This is a genomic window from Streptomyces sp. NPDC002742, from assembly GCF_042888885.1.
GTDB lineage: Bacteria > Actinomycetota > Actinomycetes > Streptomycetales > Streptomycetaceae > Streptomyces.
The window spans coordinates 66,916-86,940 of the sequence record NZ_JBIAQF010000033.1; the positions used below are offsets into that span (position 1 = coordinate 66,916).

Consider the following 20,025-nt stretch of genomic DNA (forward strand, 5'->3'; position numbering starts at 1 on the left):
TGGCGCCATGGACGGATCCAGCTACTACACCCCGGCCGTCGCCATGGGCGCGGCGATCGCCTTCAAAGGGCCCGCCCTGCTGCGGGGCTGGCGCGACCCGCTGCTGCGCTCCGTGGGCGTACTGCTCGCCCTCGCGGGCCTGGTGTTCCTCTTCGCGGCCCCGCCGACCATCACCGCGGTCAACGACATCACCGGGATCCCCAACGTCTCGGCCCCGCTGGTCTACTGCCTGTTGAGCGCCTACAGCGCATCCTGTCTGGTCCTGATCATCAACTGGCGCGGCGGCCCGCCCGAGGTGACCCGACGGCTCTCCCGCCGCTGGATCCTCGGATACACCGTGGTCGGCGTGACGCTGATCGCCCTGTTCGCCCTCGGGGACACCCCCGTCGAACGGCTGCGGGACCTCGACACCTACTACGCCAACACCCCCTTCATCCGCGAGATGATCGTGCTCTACCTCGCGTCGCTCAGCGTCGCCGGTGTCGCGATGAACTTCATGTGCTGGCGCTGGGCGATCCAGGTGCGTGGCCGGTTGCGCGCCGGGCTGGTGATCATCGCCTTCGGGTCCCTGTGCAACATCCCCTACTCCGCTGCGAAGTTCACCGCCGTGGTGGCCCGTTGGAACGGAACGAACCTCGACGGCCTCAGCACCAACGTGGCACCCATGCTGGCCTCGGCCGGGGCGCAGATCACCGCCGTCGGCTTTTGTCTTCCACTGGCCTGGAGGCGCGTCGAGGACAGCTGGAACACCTGGTCGACCTACCGCCGGCTCGGGCCGTTGTGGCGCGAACTGAAACCGGTCTCCGTACCGGAGGACCGGGCGGCACGGATCTCCTGGTGGTCAGCCGCGGAACTCCAGGTCACCCAGCGGGAGTCCGACATCCACGACGGCATGCTGAGCCTCTACCCCTACTTCGACTCCGAGGTGCGCTCCCTGGCATACGGCGCCGCGGTCGCGGCGGGCTCCTCCGCCACGGAGGCGCATGCCGAGGCGGACGCGGTGATGGTGACGGTCGCGGTGCGGGCCAGGACCGCCGACCCGGAGGGCCGCGTCATCAGCTCGGCGGAGGCGACGGCCGCGCCGCCCGCGACCGGATCCCCGTTCGCTCACGCCGACGGCCCGCGTGACCTCGTGCGCGTGTCCATCGCCCTGCGCCGGTCACCCGTCGTCGCGGCCGCCCGAGGGCGGGCGACGACCGGATCGGAGAGCGACGCCCGCGAGCCGGCGGGTTAGGACCTGTCCGGCCGGTCAAGTCGCGGGAGGGCAGCGGCGCCGTATCAGTGACGGGCGCCGCGTGCCCCTCAGGTCGCGCTGCGTTCGCTCGCCTCCCGGAGGTCCCTCTCCACCGCGCGGTTCTGGAAGGTGTCCGGTTGCCCCGCCGCCGTGCCCGGGCGCCCCGTCCGTAACAGCCCCCGCCAGCGCTCGCGGCTCCAGTCGGCCGCGCTGGTGGTGGTCGTGAACTCCTCGACCAGGGCGAGGAAGCGCGCCGGATCGCTGTGGAAAGGGAAGTGACCGGCTCCCTCGAAGATCTCCAGGCGGCTGCCCGGCATGGCCTCGTGCGCCCCGTAGGCGTGCCGCACCGGCACCACACTGTCCCGGTCTCCCCAGAGCAGCATGGTGGGCATGCCCTCGGTGAGGTAGCAGCGGTCGAGCATGGTGACCGCCTGGCCCCGCCAGTCGACCACCGCCCGCAGGGTCCGGATGAACGCGCTGCGGGAGGTCGCGTCGGGCAGCGCGTCCACGAGGTTCACCAACTCCGGAGCGTCCTGCGCCAGATCGGTGTCGAACAGGCGCATCAGACGCAGAAAGAGACCTACTTGGAGGTTCATCCCGGGCAGTCTCAGCGCGGAGAGCATCAGATGGGCGCCCGGCAGCGACACGGCGCGCAGGACGGGATTGACCTCGCCCCCGACCCCGCCCGCGCTCACCAGGATCAGCCGCTCGGTACGCTCGGGGAACTGGTAGGCGAACTGCATCGCCACTCCCCCGCCCAGCGAGTGTCCGACCAGCGTGGCGGACTCGATGTCGAGCGTGGACAGCAGATCGCGCACGCCGTTGGCGTAGGCGGCCACCGAGTAGTCGGCGCGCGGTTTGTCGGACGCGCCGTGGCCGAGCAGATCGGGCGCGATCACCGTGTGGGTGCGGGCGAGATCGGGGATCAAGTCCGCCCATGTCGAGGAGGAGTCGCCTATGCCGTGGATCAGTACGAGCGCCGGACCCTCACCGGCCATCCGGTAGGCGCGTCGATAGCCGTGCACGACGCGGTGGTGCAGGCGCAGTTCTCCGTCACCGACCGAACGCAGCCGCGGTGTGCGCCGCGGCTGCCGGGGCTGTACGTCCACCACGGGCTGACCTCCCGTTCCCAGGCCGCCGCGAAGGCGGCTCCCAAGCCGCCCCAATGGCGGCTCCGGGGCCGTCCGGCAGGCGGCCCCAGCTCTCGTCTCCAGCGTAGGGCCCCTGTCCCACAAGGGATTTCCGTGAGGTTTCGCCTCCGCTAAGCGGGCGAACCTCCGCGGACCGAAACCGGATTGTCAGTGGCGGACGGCAAGCTGGGGTCAGGACCAGTGTCACGACAAGCCGACCCGGGAGAGCCGTCCGATGCCGACCGCCGTACTGACCGAACACGAACGCGCCGCCGTGCAGGCCTACCTCCGCCTCCTGCAGACGGTACGAGCAGCTTTCGACGGCCCGCCGGACGGAGGCCGACCACCCATGGTCCCGCCCGCCGTACTCGCCGAGGCTGAGCGGGCCCTGAAGGCGGCGGGCCTCGCGGGCAACGAGGAGGCGTTCTTCGAACTGCTGCGCTCCTGGTGCCCGGAACCGGACTGGGCGTGAGACGGAGCCCGGGGAGCGGGTCTCCAGGAGCTCTGCGGGTGTCCGGCCCGCCGAGCGGACGGCAGCGGTCTTCAGACCGGCCGTTCGCAGCGAAGGATCGCGAACGGCCCTCCGCCGTACCCAGGCCCCAAGAAGAGTCGGGTCCGGCGGCGCGGCAGCGGGAGGTCGGCCCCGGGGCCGTGTGCCGCAGCCAGCGGGCGTCGATCTCGCGGCCGTCCTCCAGCGTGTGACGCGACGGCCCGTCGTCCGCGACGAAGCCGGCCCTCGCCGGCGCCCGCGCGCGTTCTACCCGCGGCCGCCGCCGTACGAGACGGGCCCGATCATGCCCCGCCCGGCGTCCAGACGTACGGCGTCGCGGTGGTCGCGGCCCGGAAGCCGAGTCGTTCCAGGGTCGGGGCACTGTCCTCGGACGCGTCGACGTGCAGGTACTCGACTCCCCGGGCCACGGCGAGCCGGGCTCGGGCCGCGATCAGTGCCCGGTAGATTCCGCGGCCTCGCCAGGCCGGCACCGTCGTACCGCCCCGGAGCCCGGCGAAGGCCGTTCCGGGGCTGATGACCAGCCACGCGGCGGAGACGACCTCCCCGTCGGCCTCGGCGACCAGGACGGCGATGTCGTCCGGTGCGCCCGCGACCTGCCCGCTCAGGAAACCGTGGAGTTGACGCCAGTCCATGCCCCACACGGTGGCCTCCATCATCGCGATCCGGCGGATGTCGGCGTCCTCCGTCACACGACGCAGCACGATGCCGGGCGGTACCACCGGCTCCGTCGCCGTGTCGGCCGCACGTCCGATCAGTACGGTCTCCGGGTCCCCGGGGACGAAGCCGGCGGCTCGGAGGCGGTCGGTGAGGTCTGTCGGCGTGTCATGGCTGCGGGTCTTCCACACGACCGCCTCACCCCGCCCGGCGAAGAAGTCGCGCTGCCGGACGATCAGCCGGTCCACCTCGGCGCCGCCCAGCCCGAGGTCGCGCGGGGCGAGGATGAACCCGCAGTAGTGTCCGACGACACGCAGGAGCGGTCCGTCCCGTTCGCTTCTGACCCCCGCCGGGAGTGCCGGGAGCACTCCACGCATCTGTGCGTCGTACGCGGCCAGCAGCTTGTCGAGGTCGTTCGTGTCGGGGGCCGTGATGTCTGCCGCGATGGGTGCCGCGATGTCGTCCGTCACGGTGTCGAGGGTACGCAACCGGCGCAGCCCTCCTCCCGGTCCCCGCGAAACGGGAGCAGTGAGCCGGCGACGGCCGCGAAGGGGCGACGCGAACGTCAACGGCCTTTGCCCGTCGGCCAGTTCAGCCGTCGGTCCCGGGCCCCGGACCTGATCGTGTGCTGGGCACCGTGACCGCCGTCGCGGCCAACCCGCGCTGGACGGTCCAGCGTCCGTCGAAGGCCTGGACGGTCACGCCGTCCACCACCGGCCCCGGGACCAGGAGTTGGGCGCGGAAGCCTCCCGAAAGGGTCTCGGTGGCTGGCGTCGGGTCGAGGGAGATGTCGATGTCCGCCTCGGAGAAGTCCAGCCACTTGCCGGTGAGCGGGAACCACGCCTTGTAGACCGACTCCTTCGCGCTGAACAGCAGCCGGTCCCAGTGGACGGCAGGTGCGCCGGCGCCGAGGCGGGCCAGGCGGTCCGACTCGCCGGGCAGGGCGATGGCGTCCAGTACGTCCTCGGGGAGCGCCAGGTGGGGTTCGGCGTCGATGCCGAGCGAGGCCAGATCGGTGGCGTGGGCGAGGGCGGCGCCGCCGTAGCCCTCGCAGTGCGTCATGCTGCCGATGAGGCCCGCCGGCCACTGCGGGGCTCCGCGCTCGCCCGGCAGAACGGGCCCCGGGGCCACGCCCAGCTTCTCCATGGCACGCCGGGCGCAGACTCGCACGGTGGTGAACTCGCGGCGCCGCTTCTTCACGGCGCGCGTCAGAACCGCCAGTTCCTCGGGGTACAGGATCGCACCCTCGGCTTCGTCGTCACCGTGGCTCTCCACGACCACGACCGACTCCGGAAGCAGTTCCTCCATCACCGGCTTTGACCTCCATCGGCAGAATGCGGCGCAGTGTGCCCGGTGGTCCCGGGCGCTTACGCCATTCTCGCGGATAGCCCACCGACACCTCTTCGAAACGGACACCCTCGTGCCAGGTGGTCCGCGGGATGTGCAGATGCCCGTAGACCATGGTCTCGACGCGGAACCTGCGGTGCCAGTCGGCGGTCGCCAGCGTGCCGCACCACATGGCGAACTCGGGGTGCCACAGGACGTCCATCGGGTGACGGTCCAGCGGGTAGTGGTTCACCGGGATGACGGGCAGGCCCTCGGGGATTTCGGCGAGTCTGCGCTCGGTCTCGGCCACCCGGGCCCGGCACCAGGCCTCGCGACTCGGGTAGGGGTCGGGGTGGAGCATGTACTCGTCCGTGCACACGATCCCGGTCTCGTGGGCGTACGCCAGCCCCTCGGCCTTGGTGACGCAGCCCGGCGGCAGGAGCGAGTAGTCGTAGAGCAGGAAGAGCGGCGCGACGACGGCGGGGCCGCCCGGGCCGTTCCAGACGGGATAGGGGTCCTCGGGCGTCGTGACGCCCAACTCCCGGCACAGGGCGACCAGATGCTCGTAGCGGGCCACACCGCGCAGCTGGACGGGGTCCTTGGGGTGGGTCCACAGCTCGTGGTTGCCGGGTACCCAGACGACCTTGCGGAAGCGGCCGGCGAGCGTCTCCAGGGTCCACCGGATGTCGTCGACGATCTCACCGATGTCGCCGGCCACCAGAAGCCAGTCGTCGTCGGACTCGGGGCGCATGTCCTCGACGAGGGCGCGGTTCTCGGCGTAGCCGATGTGCAGGTCGCTGATGGCCAGCAGGTTCCCGTCACCGCTGTCTGTCGGCCGCACGCGCCACCCCCTGGAAAGCGAATGCCAACACAAGAACACACGCGCCCGTCGCCGTACAAGGAGGCCCCGGCGGGCATGTCGGTGAATCCGTAACATCCCCGTAGCAGCACGGGGGTCCCGCGCCCCTTATGATCGCCCCAACACCACCGCTCGAATCTGCCTTGGCATGCGACGGCTCGGTGTACCTCCCCTACCCCTGGCCGGGCCCGGCCTGCTTCGCCGTGCCCGCGAACCGTGAAAGGTGGCTTGCATGGGCTCTCGCGTACGCGTCTGGCTCAACCGCACGTACGCGGAGAACGTGTTCTTCATGGATCAGCTGCGAAGTAATCCGCAGCACCGCGCGGTCGAGATCCATGCCACCCACGGCGACCCCGACTCCCCCGTACTGGCCGCCGCCGACACCGCCGAGCCGGAGCCCGAGGGCCTGTCGCCGCGCGCCTACGTCGAGTACGCCCTCGACATGTGCGCACGCCGCGCCATCGACGTGTTCGTGCCGGTCCTGCACCAGGACGCGATCGTGGCACAGCGCGCCGAGTTCGCGGCGCTCGGTACGGCGCTGCTGGCGCCGCCGGCGGAGGCGGTCGCGGTCTTCCACGACAAGGCCACCGCGTACCAGGCTGTCGAGGCCGTGGGAATTCCGGTGCCGCCGTGGTGGCGGGTGCGCACGGAGGAGGAACTGGTCGCCGCGGTCGAGGAGTTGGAGGCAGCGGGTCAGCGGGCGTGCTTCAAGCCCGCTGCCGGAGCGGGCGGGGTGGGCTTCCGGGTGATCACCCGCACCCCCTTCTCGCTGATGCACCTCAACGGGTTCCCGAGCTCGTACGTGCCGCTGGAACTGGTCGTGCAGGCGCTCCGCGCCGCCGACGAGCCGGTCGACTGGCTGGTGATGCCGCACCTCGGACAGCCGGAGGTGTCGGTGGACTGCCTCACCGGGCCGGACGGCCGGGTCCGCATGGCGATCGGCCGCACCAAGAACGGGCGGCGCCGCGGGTTCACCCTCGACGACGCGTGGATCGAGCCCGCCCGGCTGCTCGCCGAGGCGTTCGGGCTGCACTATCTGTCGAACATCCAGTTCCGCATGTACGGCGACGAGCCGGTCCTGATGGACGTGAACACCCGTCCGGCGGGCGGCCTGCACCAGCTCTCCCAGTGCGGGGTGAACGCCCCTTGGGCGGCCGTGCAGCTGGCGCTGGGCGAGGAGACGGGCGAGGTGGTCCCGCCGTTCCTCGGACAGGACTACACGGTGGTCTCGGGGCCGCGTCCGGTGCGTCCGGTGTCGCTGCCGCCGCACCGGGCCGACGCGCCCGTGCCGACGCTGTCCGCGGTACCCGCGCCGATCACGGAGTCCGCGTCCGCGTTGTCGTCCACCCCGATCACGGAGTCCGCGTCCGCGTTGTCGTCCGCCCCGGTCGAGGCGACCGCCTCCGCCGTGTCCGCCCAGGCCGGCACGGCCGCGACAGCGGCCACCGCAACCGCCTAGGGCCGCCCTCACCCCTTTACCGGTCTGGACCAATTCCGCTCAGCATCTTGACAGCGGGATTGGTCCATACCAACTTGGTTGCGCACCTCTCTGCACTCCCGAACACCCCCATATCTCCAGGGAGATCGCGTGCGCATGACCATGCTCAGACGTTACAGACATCGCTTCCTCGCCCTGCTGGGCACGGCCGCGCTGGCCCTCGCCGGCGCGGTCGCCCTGCCGGGCACGGCCCAGGCGGCCAACATCCTGTCCAACCCCGGCTTCGAGACGGGCAGCCTCTCCCCCTGGTCCTGCTCCGGCAACCTGGGTTCGATCGTCTCAAGCCCCGTGCACGGTGGCTCCAAAGCCCTTGCGGGGGCGGCGAGTTCGAGCGACAACGCACAGTGCACCCAGACCGTCTCGGTCCAGCCGAACACGACGTACAACCTCACGGGCTGGGTCCGCGGCAGCTACGTCTACCTCGGTGTGGACGGCGGTGCCTCGAACTGGACGACGTCCACGTCGGCGTACAGCCAGCTCACCGTGCCCTTCACCACCGGTGCCTCGCAGACCAGTGCCAAGATCTACGTCCACGGCTGGTACGCGCAGGGCACCTACTACGCCGACGACATCAGCCTGGACGGTCCGGGCGGCGGCGGTGGCGGCTCCGACACCCAGGCGCCGACCGCGCCCACCGGCCTGACGTCCACCGGCAAGACCTCCTCCAGCGTGTCACTCTCGTGGGGCGCGTCGAGCGACAACGTCGGCGTGACCGCGTACGACATCTACAGCGGTTCCAACCAGCTGCTCAGCGTGTCGGGCACGAGTGCCACGGTGAGCGGGCTGTCCGCGAGCACGGCCTACTCGTTCACCGTCAAGGCGCGGGACGCGGCCGGGAACACCTCGGCGGCCTCCAACTCCGTGAGCGTGACGACGGACGCGGGCGGCGGGGGCGGCGGAACCGGATTCAAGCAGGCCGCTCCGTATCTGTACGAGGGCTGGGGCGATCCCCCGAACCCGACCACGGTGATGAGCGCAACCGGCGTCAAGTGGTTCACGATGGCGTTCGTGCTGGACTCGGGCGGCTGCACCCCCGCCTGGGACGGCAGCCGCGCGCTGACCGGCGGCGTCGACCAGACGGCCATCAACCAGATCCGTTCCGCGGGCGGTGACATCGTCCCGTCGTTCGGCGGCTGGCAGGGCAGCAAGCTCGGCGCCAACTGCTCCTCGGCGAGCGCGCTCGCCGGTGCTCTGCAGAAGGTGATCAGCGCCTACGGCCTCAAGGCGATCGACATGGACATCGAGAACACCGACGAGTTCGAGAACGAGGCGGTCCAGGCGAAGATCCTGACGGCGCTGAAGACCGTCAAGGCCAACAACCCCGGCCTGCGGACGATCGTCACGTTCGGCACCTCGACGACCGGTCCGACCTACTACGGCAACCGGCTCATCGAGCAGGCGCAGTCCCTCAACGCGGGCATCGACGTCTTCACCATCATGCCGTTCGACTTCGGCGGCGGCTCCGACATGTACGGCAACACGGTCAACGCCGCCGAGGGACTGAAGACCAAGCTGAAGTCGACCTTCGGCTGGGACGACGCCACGGCCTACTCCCACATCGGTATCTCCGGCATGAACGGTCTGTCCGACCAGCAGGAGAACACCACCCCGGCGATCTGGACCTCGATCCGTGACTGGTCGAACAGCCACCACATCGCCCGGCTCGCCTACTGGGCGGTCAACCGCGACCGGTCCTGCCCCGGCGGCGGCGTGGTGAGCAACTGCTCCGGCATCAGCCAGAGCACCTGGCAGTTCACGTCGATCACGGCCGGCTTCACGGGCTGAGGACGACGACAGCGGGACAACGCAGCGGGACAACGCGTTGGGACAACACGATGGGCCGTCCGGGAAGTCCGGGCGGCCCATCGTGTCGCGCTCGTACGTCAGTCGTCATACATCAGTCGTCATGCGTCGGCCGTCGTATGTCAGCCGACGGATGACGGCCGTCACCCGTCGGACTCCGACGACGGGAGGTAGGCGCCCGGCACGTCCTGTGGCGCGAAGATCCGGTGCTCACCGGGGTACGGCTTGGTCCACCCGTGCGTCTGGTACCACGTGAAGTGGTTCATCTGCGCGGGGTTCGCGAAGTCGGGAATGGCGTTCGGCCCGGTCAGCCGCTGGTGCGACTTCCAGGTGTCCCACTGCGTAGCGAGTGCCTGCTTGTCCGCCGGCACCTTCGCCGAGGGCACCGGCGCCGCGCCGGGGTCCTGCGGCGCGGGAGTGTCCAGGCCGCAGGAGGGCGGGGTCTTGAGGCCGTCGGTCAGCGAGGTCCGGTTGGGCAGCGCGGTGAACGGCGTGTAGTCCGGGCGCTGGGTGAACACCGCACGCATCGGGCTGGCCGCGCTGTCCTTCTGGTTCATCGGGTGGACCCCGAGGATCTGCTCGATGGTCCGGATCAGCGTGATCTGCGAGTAGTAGTGGCTGTCGACGATGCCGCGCCGGGCCCAGGGGCTGATGATCTGGATCGGGGCACGGTGGCCGTCGACGTGGTCGAGGCCGGCCTGGGAGTCGTCCTCGACGACGAAGATCGCCGAGTCCTTCCAGTACTTGCTGTGCGAGATCTCGTCGACGATCCGGCCGGTCGCGAGGTCGTTGTCCGCGACCTGGGCGGCCGCGTTCGCCGGACCGCCGGTGTGGTCGCTGGAGAGCCAGAACATGTTCAGGTTCGCCGGCCCGTTCTTCTCGAAGTCACGCTTCCAGATCTCCTCCCGGTAGACGTCCGGGACGCTGGTGTCGAACTTCGCGAAGCCGTGCACGGACACGTCGTTGAGCGACGGAATCGGCGAGGACGAGTTCAGCGTGTACGCGGTGTCCTGCCCGGTCGACGCCATGTTCTTGGAGTCGCAGTACAGGTTCTGCCAGCTCGCGTCCGCCGGTTTGGTCAGGAACTGCTGGAACTCACCGAAGTCACGGGCCGAGTTGCCCTTCGCCTGGGCGCCGGTCCACAGGAAGCCGGTCCGCTGGTGGCCGAGGGCGTCGTCCTCGGTGTCGTAACTGCGCGCGTACTCACCGGCGGAGGACTCGGTGTACTCCGGATCGTCCGCCTGCATCAGCCAGTTGTGGCCCTCGGCGGAGTTGGTGCCGATGTCGTACGTGTTGTCGTACAGCCCGAACTGCTTGGCCAGGGCGTGCTGGTTCGGCGTCACGTTCTCGCCGAACTGCGCCAGCGACGGGTCGCCGTTGCCCTCCGGGACATCCCCGAGGACCTGGTCGTAGGTTCGGTTCTCCTTGACGAGCAGGAAGACGTGCTTGATCGTCGAGGGTTCGCCGAGCCGCAGCGGGACGGGCACCGGCTTCGCGTGGCTCCTGCCCTTGGACTGGGTGACCGAGCCACGGGTCCAGCCGTTCTGCCTGAAGACCTTGGCCGTCTGCGCCCTGATCACGCTGTCGTCGGGCAGCGTGAACCGCTGCACGCTCGACGTGGTGTCGTGGGTGCCGTGCCCGGCGCTGGTGATGGGCCGGCGGGCGTCGATGCCACGGGTGTTGGAGACCACCACGTCCTTGCCGACGGCCGCGATCTCCGCGGGGAAGTAGTCCGTCGGGAGCAGGCCGATGTAGCGGACCGGATCCTGCGGGGCCCGGTACCGGTAGACGGCCACCGCGTTGGCGCGGCCGAGCGTCACCAGCAGATGGCCGTCGTCGGTGAGCGTCACCGCGTCGGGCTCGTACCCCACCGACGCCTCCGGCCACGGCTGGGTCGCGATGGTCTGTACGACCTTGTTCTTGACGGTGTCGATGACCGACACGTCGTTGGTGGCGGTGTTGGTGACGAACAGCGCCTTGTTCTTGGCGTACAGGGCGGTGGGGTGCAGACCGACCGGGATGCTCGTGACGGCCGCGGCCGGGTCCGCCAGGTCGATGACGCTGACGGTGCCGGTGGTGGTGGCGGCGGTGATCGGGTCGGCCGGCACCTGGGTGTTGTAGGAGTTGATCGTGGTGTCGCCGGCCTGCGCCGCGCGCCCGCCCTCGTTGCTGACGTAGAGCTTGGTGCCCACCTCGGCCATGTCGCGCGGGGCGTTGCCCACGGTCCAGCTCTGCCGGACGGTCCCGGTCGCCGTGTCGATGGCGACCACCCGGTTCTGTCCGTTGACCGCGGAGTACACGGTGGAGCCGTCGGGCGAGAACACCGCCGCGCCGACCAGCGCGTGCTTGGGCCCGTCCGCCGCGATCGGGACGAACACCGGGGCGGCGACGCTGCCGTCCGGGTTCACGGTGAACCGGGTGTAGCCGTCGGTCTGGCCCAGCCAGAGCTGCGATCCGTCGGGCGAGTACGTGGGGCCTTCCTGGCCCACGCTGTTGCCGCTGATGCGCGGGACCGACGACGCGGCGTTGCTGACGAGCTGCTGCACCTTCCAGTTCTTCAGGTCGACGATCGACAGGGCGCTCCCGCCGTCGGTGACCGAGGCCGCGAGGTGCGTGCCGTCCGGGCTGACCGAGGACGACATGATCTTCCCGTTGTTCACGACGAGCCGGTCGCCGTACGGGGCGATGTACTGGTCGCTGGAGATGACCTGGCCCCGGTCGGTGATCTGGCCGACCTGGTCGGTGCCGAACTGGTGCGTCTGGGCGAATGCGGCCCCGGTGGCGACGAGGGCGAGGACGGTGGTGCCCGCCGTCACCAGGGGTATCCGTCGGCCGGCGTGTCTGCCGAGTGGGCCCGTACTCCCCTTCTCGTCACTCCGGCGGCGGCGCGTTACCTGCATGGAGTCATCCCTTCGAGGTGGCGAGCAGGTCGACGTTGCCGTCGAACTGCCACAGCGGGTTCGGTGCGTCCCCGGTCGGTGTGCGGACGAGGAAGTAGCCGTTCACCTCCTTCGGTCCGTCACCGTCGGCCATGTATCGGCCGTCCGGGGTGACATCGAGCTGGTAGACGGCCGTCCCCACGGCGTCGACTCCGGGGAGATGCCAGGAGACGACGCAGCGCCAGTCGTTGCCCGGCCCCTCGGCCGCGACCTTGACGCTGCCCTTGTCGCAGGACGCCGTGACCTTCAGCTGTGCCTCCGTGACGGCAGGGCGGTTGAGCTGCCTGGTCTGGAGCCGGTAGAGGTGGGCGAACGCCGTGGCGGTCGAGCGCTGCACCTTGTCCTGTTCGATCCCGGAACCCGTGGCCCCCGTGGTGGCGGCGACGACCACGACCGTCACGGCGGCCAGCGCGACGAGCGGCAGGACTCCGGCGGTGACCGCGCTGCGGCCCGAGCCGTCGTGCGCCGCGTCGGTGAAGTCCCGCCGCATGAAGAGCACGTACGCCGACACGGTCGCGGTCACGGCCCACAGCAGGCTGACCCCGATGCCGATCAGGAGCGGGCCGAGCTGTGCGGGACTGGTGAACAGACCGTTCCAGGCGATGAAGGCGTAGCTGGGCAGGGCGAGGCGCACGGCGACGGGGAGCGGCATCATCTGGGCGAGCTGCATCGCGAGCGCGACGAGCGCGGGCAGCAGCAGGCCCATCGGGGACCGGCCCAAAGTGATGGACCCGAGCAGTCCGATCGCGGCGAGGGCCAGGGTCGGGGCGAGGACGCAGACCCAGGCGAGCAGGACCTTGCCGGCGGCGTCCGCCGGTGTCAGCAGGTGGCCGTCGAGGCCGACCAGCGGCTGGTCGCCGACCGCCACGGCCCCGCCGGCCGAACTGGAGGCGACGAGTCCGGCCACGAGCAGCAGGATGACGGTGAGGCCCGCCAGGGCCTTCGCCGCGAAGATCCGGCGCGGCGACCTGACCGCCACGAGCAGATGGCGCCAGGTGCCGAGCCGGTCCTCGGAGGCGAACACGTCTCCGGCGACGACCGAGGTCAGCAGGGGGAGCGCCCAGGTGCCCGCGAAACCGAGCATCACCAGCGCTCCGGCCCACCCGGTGGCGTGCATCCAGCGGCCGAAGAGGGTGTCGACGGGGAGCGTGCTCTGTTGACTCACCGCGGCGACGAAGAGCGCCGGCACGATCCAGCAGGCGAGGACCAGCAGCCGGATCCGCCACTGCGAGACGAGTTTGACCAGTTCGAAGCGGAAGGCGCGGGCGACCGAGACACGGGGGGCGGCGGCGACGGCTTCCTCAAGTCCCTGCTCTCCGAGGTCACCGTCCTCGGCGACGGTCGCTGTCATCTGCCGGTCTCCTTCTGCTCGGTGAGGGCGAGGAACGCGGCTTCGAGGGGCGACACCACGGGGGCCAGCTCGCGCAGCGCGATACCCGTGCGCACGAGCCGCACCACCAGTTCGTCGACGGCGGGCACCAGCGCGCGCACGACGAGCACGTCGGCGTCGTGCCGTGACGCGGAGTCGTCGACGACGCGGATGCCGGACGTGTCGGCGGCCAGCAGTCGCGCGGCCTCGGGGTCGGAGGTGAGTACCCGGTAGTCGAGTTCACGGTTCTCGGCGGCCAGCTTGCTCAGCGGGCCGGAGAAGACGACCCGTCCGGTGGCGAGGATGGTGACCTCGGAGCACAGCGCCTGGAGATCGTCCATGCGGTGGCTGGAGAGAACGACCGCCGTTCCGTTCGCGGCGAGCCGGTCGAGCACACCGTGCACATGGCGTTTGCCGGCCGGGTCCAGGCCGTTGGACGGTTCGTCCAGCACGAGCAGCCGGGGCCTGGTGAGCAGGGCGGCGGCGAGGCCGAGCCGCTGACGCATGCCGAGGGAGTAGCCGCGGGCCGGGTCGTCGGCGACATCGGTGAGCCCGACCTGGTCGAGCACGTCGTCGACCCCGGCCGCCCGCGCGCCCTGGCCGCGGAGTGCGGCCAGGGCGGCGAGGTTCTTGCGGGCGGTGAGCGAGGGGTAGAGGCCGGGCCCGTCCACGAAACCGGCGACACCGTCGGGGGCGGCGAGCGCCCGGCTGAGCGGGGTGCCGAGGATCTCGAGGCGGCCTTCGTCGGCGACGGCCAGGCCCAGCAGCAGACCCAGCAGGGTCGTCTTGCCGGCGCCGTTCGGTCCGACCAGCCCGTGGATCTGCCCCCGCGCCACATCCAGATCGACGCCGTCGAGTGCGACGACGTCGCCGAAGCACTTGGTGATCCCGCGAGCCCGGACGGCGAGGAGTCTGTCCATGGGTCCCCTTCCTTCGAAGCACTCGACGCACTCGAAGCACACAGGGACCTTAGGGACGGTACACAACGCGAGTACAGACGGCCGGTTGAACACGGCGGAAACGGATCGTCAAGGCGTCGGCAAGTCCGTTGCGCAAAGCGGGCGTCATCCAGACGGACCCGGGCAACACCCTCGGGCGCCGGATCCGCGCGCCGAGTCCCCGCGGAGCCTGGCGGAAGCCGGGCGGCCCAACTGTCAGCCGGGCCGGGCATCCGCGGGTCTCGCACCGTAAGTCCCCGCCATCGAGGCCTACTTCAGGTAAGCCAGGCCAGGATGTACGGCCGTGTAGCCGTCGACCAGGGCGCGTGCCACGTTCACGGAGTCGACGAGCGGGTGCAGGGCGAAGGCCTTCACCGCGGTCGTACGGGACCCCGACTCGGCGGCCGAGAGCACCTCCCGCTCCACCGCCTTGACCGCGCACACCAGTCCGGTGGCGTGACCGGGCAACGGGTCGACGGCGACGGGGTGCGCGCCGTTGGCGTCGACCAGGCAGGGCACCTCGATGACGGCCTCCGCGTCGAGGACGCTCAGCGTGCCGCGGTTGCGGACGTTGAGGATCAGGGTGGTGCGTTCGTCGCGGGCGATGGCGCGCATCAGGGCGAGCGCCACCTTCTCGTAGCCGCCGGAGAGGTCGTCGTCGTCGCGTTCCCCGGCACCGGCCGCGTCCCGGTTCTCCGCCATGTAGGTGGCCTCGCGCTCGGCGCGGGTGCTGTCCCAGGCGGTCAGGGCCGCGGTGCCGGGTCGCTGCATCTCGTCGTAGAAACGGGCCTGTTGGTCGCGCAGGAAGGCACCGCGTGTCCTCTCGGCGCGCTGGTAGGCGCGGACGGTCTCCCGGTTGAAGTAGTAGTAGTGCAGGTACTCGTTGGGGACGGCGCCCAGCGACTGGAGCCACTCGGCGCCGAAGAGCTTGCCCTCCTCGAAGGACCCGAGCAGCCCGGGGTCGGCGAGCAGCCGCGGGAGTTCGTCGCGGCCCGCGACGCGCAGCCCCCGTACCCAGCCGAGGTGGTTGAGCCCGACGTAGTCGATGAACGCCTCGCGCGGGTCCGCGCCCAGGGCCTTGGCGATCCGGCGCCCGAGGCCGACCGGTGAGTCGCAGATGCCGATCACGCGGTCGCCGAGGTGACGGGACATCGCCTCCGTGACCAGTCCGGCCGGGTTGGTGAAGTTGATGACCCAGGCGTCGGGGGCGAGCCGGGCCACCCGCCGCGCGATGTCCACCGCGACGGGCACCGTCCGCAGACCGTAGGCGATGCCGCCTGCGCCGACCGTCTCCTGGCCGAGGACGTCCTGGCCGAGGGCGACGCGCTCGTCCGCCGCCCGCCCCTCCAGACCGCCGACCCGGATCGCGGAGAAGACGAAGTCGGCGCCGCGCAGGGCCTCGTCGAGGTCGGTGGTGACGGTCACCTCAGGCGCGCCCGGGTCCCCTGTCGCCTGCTCGGCCAGGACGCGGGCCACGGCGGAGAGCCGTCCCGCCTCCAGGTCGTGCAGCACGACCTGGGTGACGCGGCCCTCGGCGCGGTCCCCGAGGAGCGCCCCGTACACGAGCGGGACGCGGAATCCGCCGCCGCCCAGAATGGTCAGCCTCACGCAAGTACCACCTTCGCAGTTCGTGCGGGGACGCAGGCCGCACGGCGAGGGAGCACGCCACGACCACCTGTTTCACCCATGTCTTCCAGGATGCAGCGTGCCACCACGGCCACGGGCCCGTCCGCCACCGCCACGTCGAGTCCCCCGTCCCGCGGACTCTCGCCCGCGCCGCCACGCACGCGCCGCCACCCACGCGACGGGGTGCGGCAACGGTGGGCCCGCCGGCCACCGGGCGCCATCGAGTCGACCCCGGGACTTCAGGACGGTTTCATCCGGGGGCCCCGGGGCCGCGCCGTTCTCCAACGCGTGAACGACGGAAGATCGGCCGGGCGCGCGGCGCGGGACACTACACCTTCTCCCAACTCGCCCGCGCCGGAGCCGAGTACGGTCTCGACTGGATGGTCTTCAACGAGCACTCCAACTTCGGGCACGCCTCCTACGGAGCCCGGCTGGAACACCAGGAGATCCTGAAGGCACGCGCCGCGAACCCGCGTCAGCTGATCTTCCAGGGTCTGGAGTGGTACATCCCGGGCGCCGAGCACGCCACCGTCTTCGCCGCCCCCGGACCGCACGAGGTGGACCTCGGGCATCTCCCTGCCTCGTGCGTCAGCCGGTGCCGTAGCGCGTACGGATGCGGGATTTGAGGAGCTTCCCGGAGGCGGTGCGCGGCAGTTCGTCCGCGACGACCACCGACTTGGGGATCTTGTACTTGGCGACGCGGCCCAAGAGCGAGGCGGCGACCTCGTCCGGGTCCAGTTCGACGCCCTCGCGGGCCACGACGACCGCGCGGGGGACCTCGCCCCACTTGTCGTCGGCGACGCCGATCACGGCGCACTCGACGATGCCGGGGTGGGCGAGGAGGAGGTCCTCGATCTCGGCTGGACAGATGTTCTCGCCACCCGAGATGATCATGTCCTTGATGCGGTCCACGATGAAGACGTAGCCGTCGTCGTCGACGCGGGCTGCGTCCCCGCTGCGGAACCAGCCGTCGGTGAAGGCGGCGGCCGTCTCCTCGGGGAGCCCCCAGTAGCCGGGCATGACGTGCGGTCCGCGGACGACGATCTCCCCCACCTCTCCCGTGTCGACCGGGGTGAGGTCCGGCCGGACCACCCGGACATCGCTGAAGAAGTGCGGAACGCCCGCCGAGCCGGCCTTGGAGACCGCGTGTCCGGCGTCCAGGAAGAGCGTGCCGGGCGCGGCCTCGGTCATCCCGTACCCCTGGAGGAAGGTGAGCCCGCGTTCCTGGTAGGCGGCGATGAGCGAGGTCGGCACGGGCGCGCCGCCGCAGGTCAGGATGCGCAGGGAGGACAGGTCGGCGTCGGCCCAGCGGGGGTGCCGGGCCACCCGGTCGAACATGGTGGGCACGCCGAACATGAAGGTGATCCGGTGCCGTTCGATCAGGTCGAAGGTGGCCGCCGGTTCGAAGGACCCGGTCAGAACGCAGGTGCCCCCTTTGAGAAGCACGGGCAGGGTGAGCATGTTCAGGCCCGCCGTGTGGAACAACGGGGCGGACACCAGGGCGCGTTCGTCGGCGGTCAGGTCGTGGTCGACGAGGACGTTCAGGGCGTTCCAGGTGAGGTTGCCGTGGGTGAGCGTCGCGCCCTTGGGGCGCCCGGTGGTACCCGAGGTGTACATGATGATGCAGGTGTCGTCGGCCGTGACGGGTCGATCGATAGGGTCGTCGGGAGCGTCGGCGATCAACTCCTCGTAGGGCAAACCCACTTCGATGAACGTACGGACATCGGTGGCGTCCGGCGGCCCGGCTACGAGCCCCGTCGAGGCCGGAGCGTGAACCAGGGCCCTGGCGCCCGAATCACCGAGCTGGTAGGCGATTTCGGGCCCGGCCAGGCGCGGGTTGAGCGGCACGAAGACGGCGCCGAGCAGGCCCGCGGCGAACAACGTCTCAAGATAGGAAGGGTGGTTGGGGCCCAGATAGGCGATCCGGTCCCCGCGCCGAATGCCCTGGGCCCGCAGGGCGTGCGCCAGTCTCGTGGTGCGGGTGTGCAGTTCGGCGTATCGGACGGTGTCGTCGCCGTGGATCAGGGCGGTGCGGTGCGGGGTCTTGCGGGCCCGGCGTGCGGGCCACGACCCCAGTCCCTCGTTGCGCATCAGGCGCCCCTTACGGTGTGAGCCCGTGGAGCCGGGCGGCGTTCTCCTTGAGGATCCTCGGCCTGACCTCGTTCTCGGTGCCGGTGGCGGACTCCGCGTCCACCGTGAGGATCACGGCGGCCATCCCGCGCTCGCGGTAGTACGCCGCCGTCTCCTCCAGGGTCGGCCTCCGCCTGCCCTCGGCCTTGAAGTAGGCGCTGGATCTCGATGGGGGCACGAGAGGTCCCTTCACGTGGTGCGGACGCTCGCCCGGAGCGCGGCTGCCCGCAGGATCGGCTTCGTGTCCACAGCGGGCACGGCTGCGACACCGTGTCCGGCGACCGCGGGACGGAAGCGGTGCGGCGACGAGATCGAAGCTAAGAGCAATGATTGTCGACGTCAATAGTTGTTGCCGCCCTGCCCATACAGCATGCTGGGTCCGTACCTCTGAACCGCCCCGGCCGGGGCCAGGCCCCAGGAGCCCGCCATCGCAGGTCAGCAGCGCGCCGCAGAACACCCCGGAGGCCCCGTCCGCGTCGACACCGAGGAGCCCTGGATGCGCGGCCTGCACGCGGACACGGGCTATCTGCTGTACCGGCTGGGCCTGCGCTCGGGCCAGTTGTTCAACGCGTTCCTCCAGGAGTCCGGACTGCGGCTGCGCCACTACGCGCTGCTGCGGTTCCTGGCCACCTCCGAGGGCGCGTTGCAGCGGGAGCTGAGTTCGCGGCTCGGTTACGACCCGAGCGCGATCGTCGGGCTCGTCGACGACCTGGAGAAGCTCGGTTTCGCGGAGCGCGGGCCCGCTCCGGACGACCGCCGCAGCCGGATCGTCGTCCTGACCGCGGACGGCCGCGCCTTCCTGCGCGACACGGACGAAGCCGGACTGCGCGTGACGAACGACCTGCTCCAGCCCCTGGATCCGGCCGAGCGGGAGACCCTGCACACCCTGCTGCAGCGGATCGCGGACACCGAACCGAACTCATGACCGCCCTGTCCGCTCCCGGCCGCCTCCTCGCCGTGCTCGCCGCCTTCGACCACGAGCACCCGGCGCTGTCCCTGACCGACGTCAGCCGCCGGGCGGGCCTCAGCCTCACGACCGCCCACCGGCTGGTGGCCGCGCTCACCGAGTGGGGCGCGCTGGAGCGGGACACGGACGGCCTCTACCACGTCGGCCTGCGCCTCTGGGAGATCGCGGCGCTCGCTCCGCGCGGGCTCGCACTGCGGCAGATCGCCCTGCCGTACCTGGAGGACCTGTACGAAGCGACGCACGAGAACGTCCAGTTGGCGGTCCGCGACGGCGTCGAGGTCGTCTACATCGAGTGGATCGCCGGGCGTTCGTCGGTCGGTGTACGCATCCAGGTGGGTGCCCGCTGGCCGCTGCACGCGACGGGTGTCGGGCTCGCCCTGCTCGCGCACGCACGGCCCGCGTTCCAGGACACCTACTGCGCCGGCCCGTTGGCCGCCTTCACGCCGTACACCATCACGGATCCGGCCCGCCTGCGGCGCGCTCTGGCCGAAGTCCGGCGTACGGGCGTCGCGGTGAGCACCCCTCAGGTGACCGACGACGCCCTGTCGGTGGCCGCTCCGGTGCGTGGCACGGACGGCACCGTCGTAGCGGCCGTGTCCCTCGTCGTACCCCAGAACGACGCACAGGTACCGGCGTTGATCCCGGCGGTACGGCTGGCGGCCCGCGGAATCTCCCGGGCCCTCGGCTGGCGGCCGACGGCCCGGACGGAACCACACGGCTGACGGCGTGGTCGTGGACGCGGCCGCACCCGGCGGAAACGCCGACACGGGCGGTGTCGCCGCAAGGCGACGGCCTCCGCGACGGCAAGCCGCCGGGCCGGTTACGCGTGCCCGGCCTCACTCGGGCAGCGCGGCCAACAGGCGGCGGTCCCGCGGCGAACGGCCGCGGTCGAGGCGGGTGTCCAGGAGGCGGGGGGGCGCCCCGCCCCCGCCCCCCCCCCCCCCCGGCGCCCCCCGGGGGGCGGCCCCCCCCCCGCCCGGGGGGGCCCCGCCCCCCCCGCGGGCGCCGGCGGGGGCGGGGGGCGGCGGCCCCCCGGGCGGG

Annotated in this window: 15 protein-coding genes and 2 pseudogenes; 7 read left to right on the forward strand and 10 right to left on the reverse strand. The window is 71.1% G+C overall.

The window, feature by feature from the left end; all coding sequences use genetic code 11:
* Nucleotides 1-7 precede the first annotated feature (7 nt).
* Nucleotides 8-1,234, forward strand: a complete 1,227-nt coding sequence (locus ACFYW8_RS38580; RefSeq protein WP_389089954.1) for an MAB_1171c family putative transporter — start codon at nt 8-10, stop codon at nt 1,232-1,234.
* A 68-nt stretch (nt 1,235-1,302) separates the two neighbouring features.
* Here the strand turns inward: ACFYW8_RS38580 and ACFYW8_RS38585 are convergent, their stop codons facing one another.
* Complete coding sequence (locus ACFYW8_RS38585; RefSeq protein ID WP_365881370.1) at nt 1,303-2,346, reverse strand: alpha/beta hydrolase; 1,044 nt, start codon at nt 2,344-2,346, stop codon at nt 1,303-1,305.
* A gap of 253 nt (nt 2,347-2,599) precedes the next feature.
* Here ACFYW8_RS38585 and ACFYW8_RS38590 point away from each other — a divergent pair, with 253 nt between their 5' ends.
* The gene (locus ACFYW8_RS38590; RefSeq protein ID WP_365881367.1) at nt 2,600-2,836 is read left to right on the forward strand and encodes a hypothetical protein; all 237 of its coding nucleotides are present in this window, start codon (nt 2,600-2,602) and stop codon (nt 2,834-2,836) included.
* 320 nt (nt 2,837-3,156) lie between these two features.
* Here ACFYW8_RS38590 and ACFYW8_RS38595 read toward each other — a convergent pair whose 3' ends face one another.
* The 3 genes from ACFYW8_RS38595 to ACFYW8_RS38605 all read right to left on the reverse strand — a co-directional run bounded on the left by ACFYW8_RS38595 (nt 3,157) and on the right by ACFYW8_RS38605 (nt 5,696).
* Nucleotides 3,157-3,906, reverse strand: a complete 750-nt coding sequence (locus ACFYW8_RS38595) for a GNAT family N-acetyltransferase (RefSeq protein ID WP_365881443.1) — start codon at nt 3,904-3,906, stop codon at nt 3,157-3,159.
* A gap of 214 nt (nt 3,907-4,120) precedes the next feature.
* Nucleotides 4,121-4,840, reverse strand: coding sequence for a 4'-phosphopantetheinyl transferase (locus ACFYW8_RS38600; protein WP_389089959.1), 720 nt, complete (start codon nt 4,838-4,840; stop codon nt 4,121-4,123).
* Entirely contained in the window at nt 4,788-5,696 is a 909-nt protein-coding gene (locus ACFYW8_RS38605) for a metallophosphoesterase (RefSeq protein WP_365881363.1), read from the reverse strand. Before ACFYW8_RS38605 ends, ACFYW8_RS38600 begins: the two co-directional genes overlap by 53 nt.
* Before the next feature lie 250 nt (nt 5,697-5,946).
* On the opposite strand from ACFYW8_RS38605, the gene ACFYW8_RS38610 reads away from it, so the two are divergent.
* Together ACFYW8_RS38610 and ACFYW8_RS38615 are read left to right on the forward strand one after the other, a co-directional pair.
* Complete coding sequence (locus ACFYW8_RS38610; protein ID WP_389089964.1) at nt 5,947-7,173, forward strand: ATP-grasp domain-containing protein; 1,227 nt, start codon at nt 5,947-5,949, stop codon at nt 7,171-7,173.
* A gap of 135 nt (nt 7,174-7,308) precedes the next feature.
* Entirely contained in the window at nt 7,309-8,997 is a 1,689-nt protein-coding gene (locus ACFYW8_RS38615; RefSeq protein ID WP_365881359.1) for a carbohydrate binding domain-containing protein, read from the forward strand.
* 161 nt (nt 8,998-9,158) lie between these two features.
* On the opposite strand, the gene ACFYW8_RS38620 is transcribed toward ACFYW8_RS38615, so the two are convergent.
* The 4 genes from ACFYW8_RS38620 to ACFYW8_RS38635 all read right to left on the reverse strand — a co-directional run bounded on the left by ACFYW8_RS38620 (nt 9,159) and on the right by ACFYW8_RS38635 (nt 15,869).
* The gene (locus ACFYW8_RS38620; protein WP_389089967.1) at nt 9,159-11,915 is read right to left on the reverse strand and encodes an alkaline phosphatase family protein; all 2,757 of its coding nucleotides are present in this window, start codon (nt 11,913-11,915) and stop codon (nt 9,159-9,161) included.
* Between the two features lie 4 nt (nt 11,916-11,919).
* Nucleotides 11,920-13,305: an ABC transporter permease gene (locus ACFYW8_RS38625; RefSeq protein ID WP_389089969.1), complete on the reverse strand. Its 1,386-nt coding sequence runs from the start codon at nt 13,303-13,305 to the stop codon at nt 11,920-11,922.
* On the reverse strand, nt 13,302-14,243 hold the full coding sequence (locus ACFYW8_RS38630; RefSeq protein ID WP_389089972.1) for an ABC transporter ATP-binding protein: 942 nt from the start codon (nt 14,241-14,243) through the stop codon (nt 13,302-13,304). The genes ACFYW8_RS38625 and ACFYW8_RS38630 overlap by 4 nt, the downstream gene beginning before the upstream one ends.
* A gap of 288 nt (nt 14,244-14,531) precedes the next feature.
* Nucleotides 14,532-15,869: a 6-phospho-beta-glucosidase gene (locus ACFYW8_RS38635; protein WP_389089975.1), complete on the reverse strand. Its 1,338-nt coding sequence runs from the start codon at nt 15,867-15,869 to the stop codon at nt 14,532-14,534.
* A gap of 320 nt (nt 15,870-16,189) precedes the next feature.
* Here ACFYW8_RS38635 and ACFYW8_RS38640 point away from each other — a divergent pair.
* Nucleotides 16,190-16,453 (forward strand): annotated as a pseudogene (locus tag ACFYW8_RS38640) (hypothetical protein); the annotation flags it as partial.
* 22 nt (nt 16,454-16,475) lie between these two features.
* Here the strand turns inward: ACFYW8_RS38640 and ACFYW8_RS38645 are convergent.
* Both ACFYW8_RS38645 and ACFYW8_RS38650 read right to left on the reverse strand, forming a co-directional pair.
* Nucleotides 16,476-17,978: a long-chain fatty acid--CoA ligase gene (locus ACFYW8_RS38645; protein ID WP_389089978.1), complete on the reverse strand. Its 1,503-nt coding sequence runs from the start codon at nt 17,976-17,978 to the stop codon at nt 16,476-16,478.
* Between the two features lie 13 nt (nt 17,979-17,991).
* A pseudogene (locus tag ACFYW8_RS38650) lies at nt 17,992-18,180 on the reverse strand (4-hydroxyphenyl-beta-ketoacyl-CoA hydrolase); the annotation flags it as partial.
* A gap of 333 nt (nt 18,181-18,513) precedes the next feature.
* Between ACFYW8_RS38650 and ACFYW8_RS38655 the strand changes: the two are divergent.
* Entirely contained in the window at nt 18,514-18,942 is a 429-nt protein-coding gene (locus tag ACFYW8_RS38655) for a MarR family winged helix-turn-helix transcriptional regulator (protein ID WP_389089980.1), read from the forward strand.
* The gene (locus ACFYW8_RS38660) at nt 18,939-19,706 is read left to right on the forward strand and encodes an IclR family transcriptional regulator (RefSeq protein ID WP_389089982.1); all 768 of its coding nucleotides are present in this window, start codon (nt 18,939-18,941) and stop codon (nt 19,704-19,706) included. Before ACFYW8_RS38655 ends, ACFYW8_RS38660 begins: the two co-directional genes overlap by 4 nt.
* Nucleotides 19,707-20,025: the final 319 nt, after the last annotated feature.

Excerpts from the sequence above, each read along its gene's own strand:
- ACFYW8_RS38645 (WP_389089978.1), bottom strand. The coding sequence starts at position 17,978 with ATGCGCAACGAGGGACTGGGGTCGTGGCCCGCACGCCGGGCCCGCAAG.
- ACFYW8_RS38660 (WP_389089982.1), top strand. The coding sequence starts at position 18,939 with ATGACCGCCCTGTCCGCTCCCGGCCGCCTCCTCGCCGTGCTCGCCGCC.
- ACFYW8_RS38630 (WP_389089972.1), bottom strand. The coding sequence starts at position 14,243 with ATGGACAGACTCCTCGCCGTCCGGGCTCGCGGGATCACCAAGTGCTTC.
- ACFYW8_RS38580 (WP_389089954.1), top strand. The coding sequence starts at position 8 with ATGGACGGATCCAGCTACTACACCCCGGCCGTCGCCATGGGCGCGGCG.
- ACFYW8_RS38625 (WP_389089969.1), bottom strand. The coding sequence starts at position 13,305 with ATGACAGCGACCGTCGCCGAGGACGGTGACCTCGGAGAGCAGGGACTT.
- ACFYW8_RS38610 (WP_389089964.1), top strand. The coding sequence starts at position 5,947 with ATGGGCTCTCGCGTACGCGTCTGGCTCAACCGCACGTACGCGGAGAAC.
- ACFYW8_RS38615 (WP_365881359.1), top strand. The coding sequence starts at position 7,309 with ATGACCATGCTCAGACGTTACAGACATCGCTTCCTCGCCCTGCTGGGC.
- ACFYW8_RS38590 (WP_365881367.1), top strand. The coding sequence starts at position 2,600 with ATGCCGACCGCCGTACTGACCGAACACGAACGCGCCGCCGTGCAGGCC.
- ACFYW8_RS38655 (WP_389089980.1), top strand. The coding sequence starts at position 18,514 with ATGCGCGGCCTGCACGCGGACACGGGCTATCTGCTGTACCGGCTGGGC.
- ACFYW8_RS38595 (WP_365881443.1), bottom strand. The coding sequence starts at position 3,906 with ATGCGTGGAGTGCTCCCGGCACTCCCGGCGGGGGTCAGAAGCGAACGG.
- ACFYW8_RS38620 (WP_389089967.1), bottom strand. The coding sequence starts at position 11,915 with ATGCAGGTAACGCGCCGCCGCCGGAGTGACGAGAAGGGGAGTACGGGC.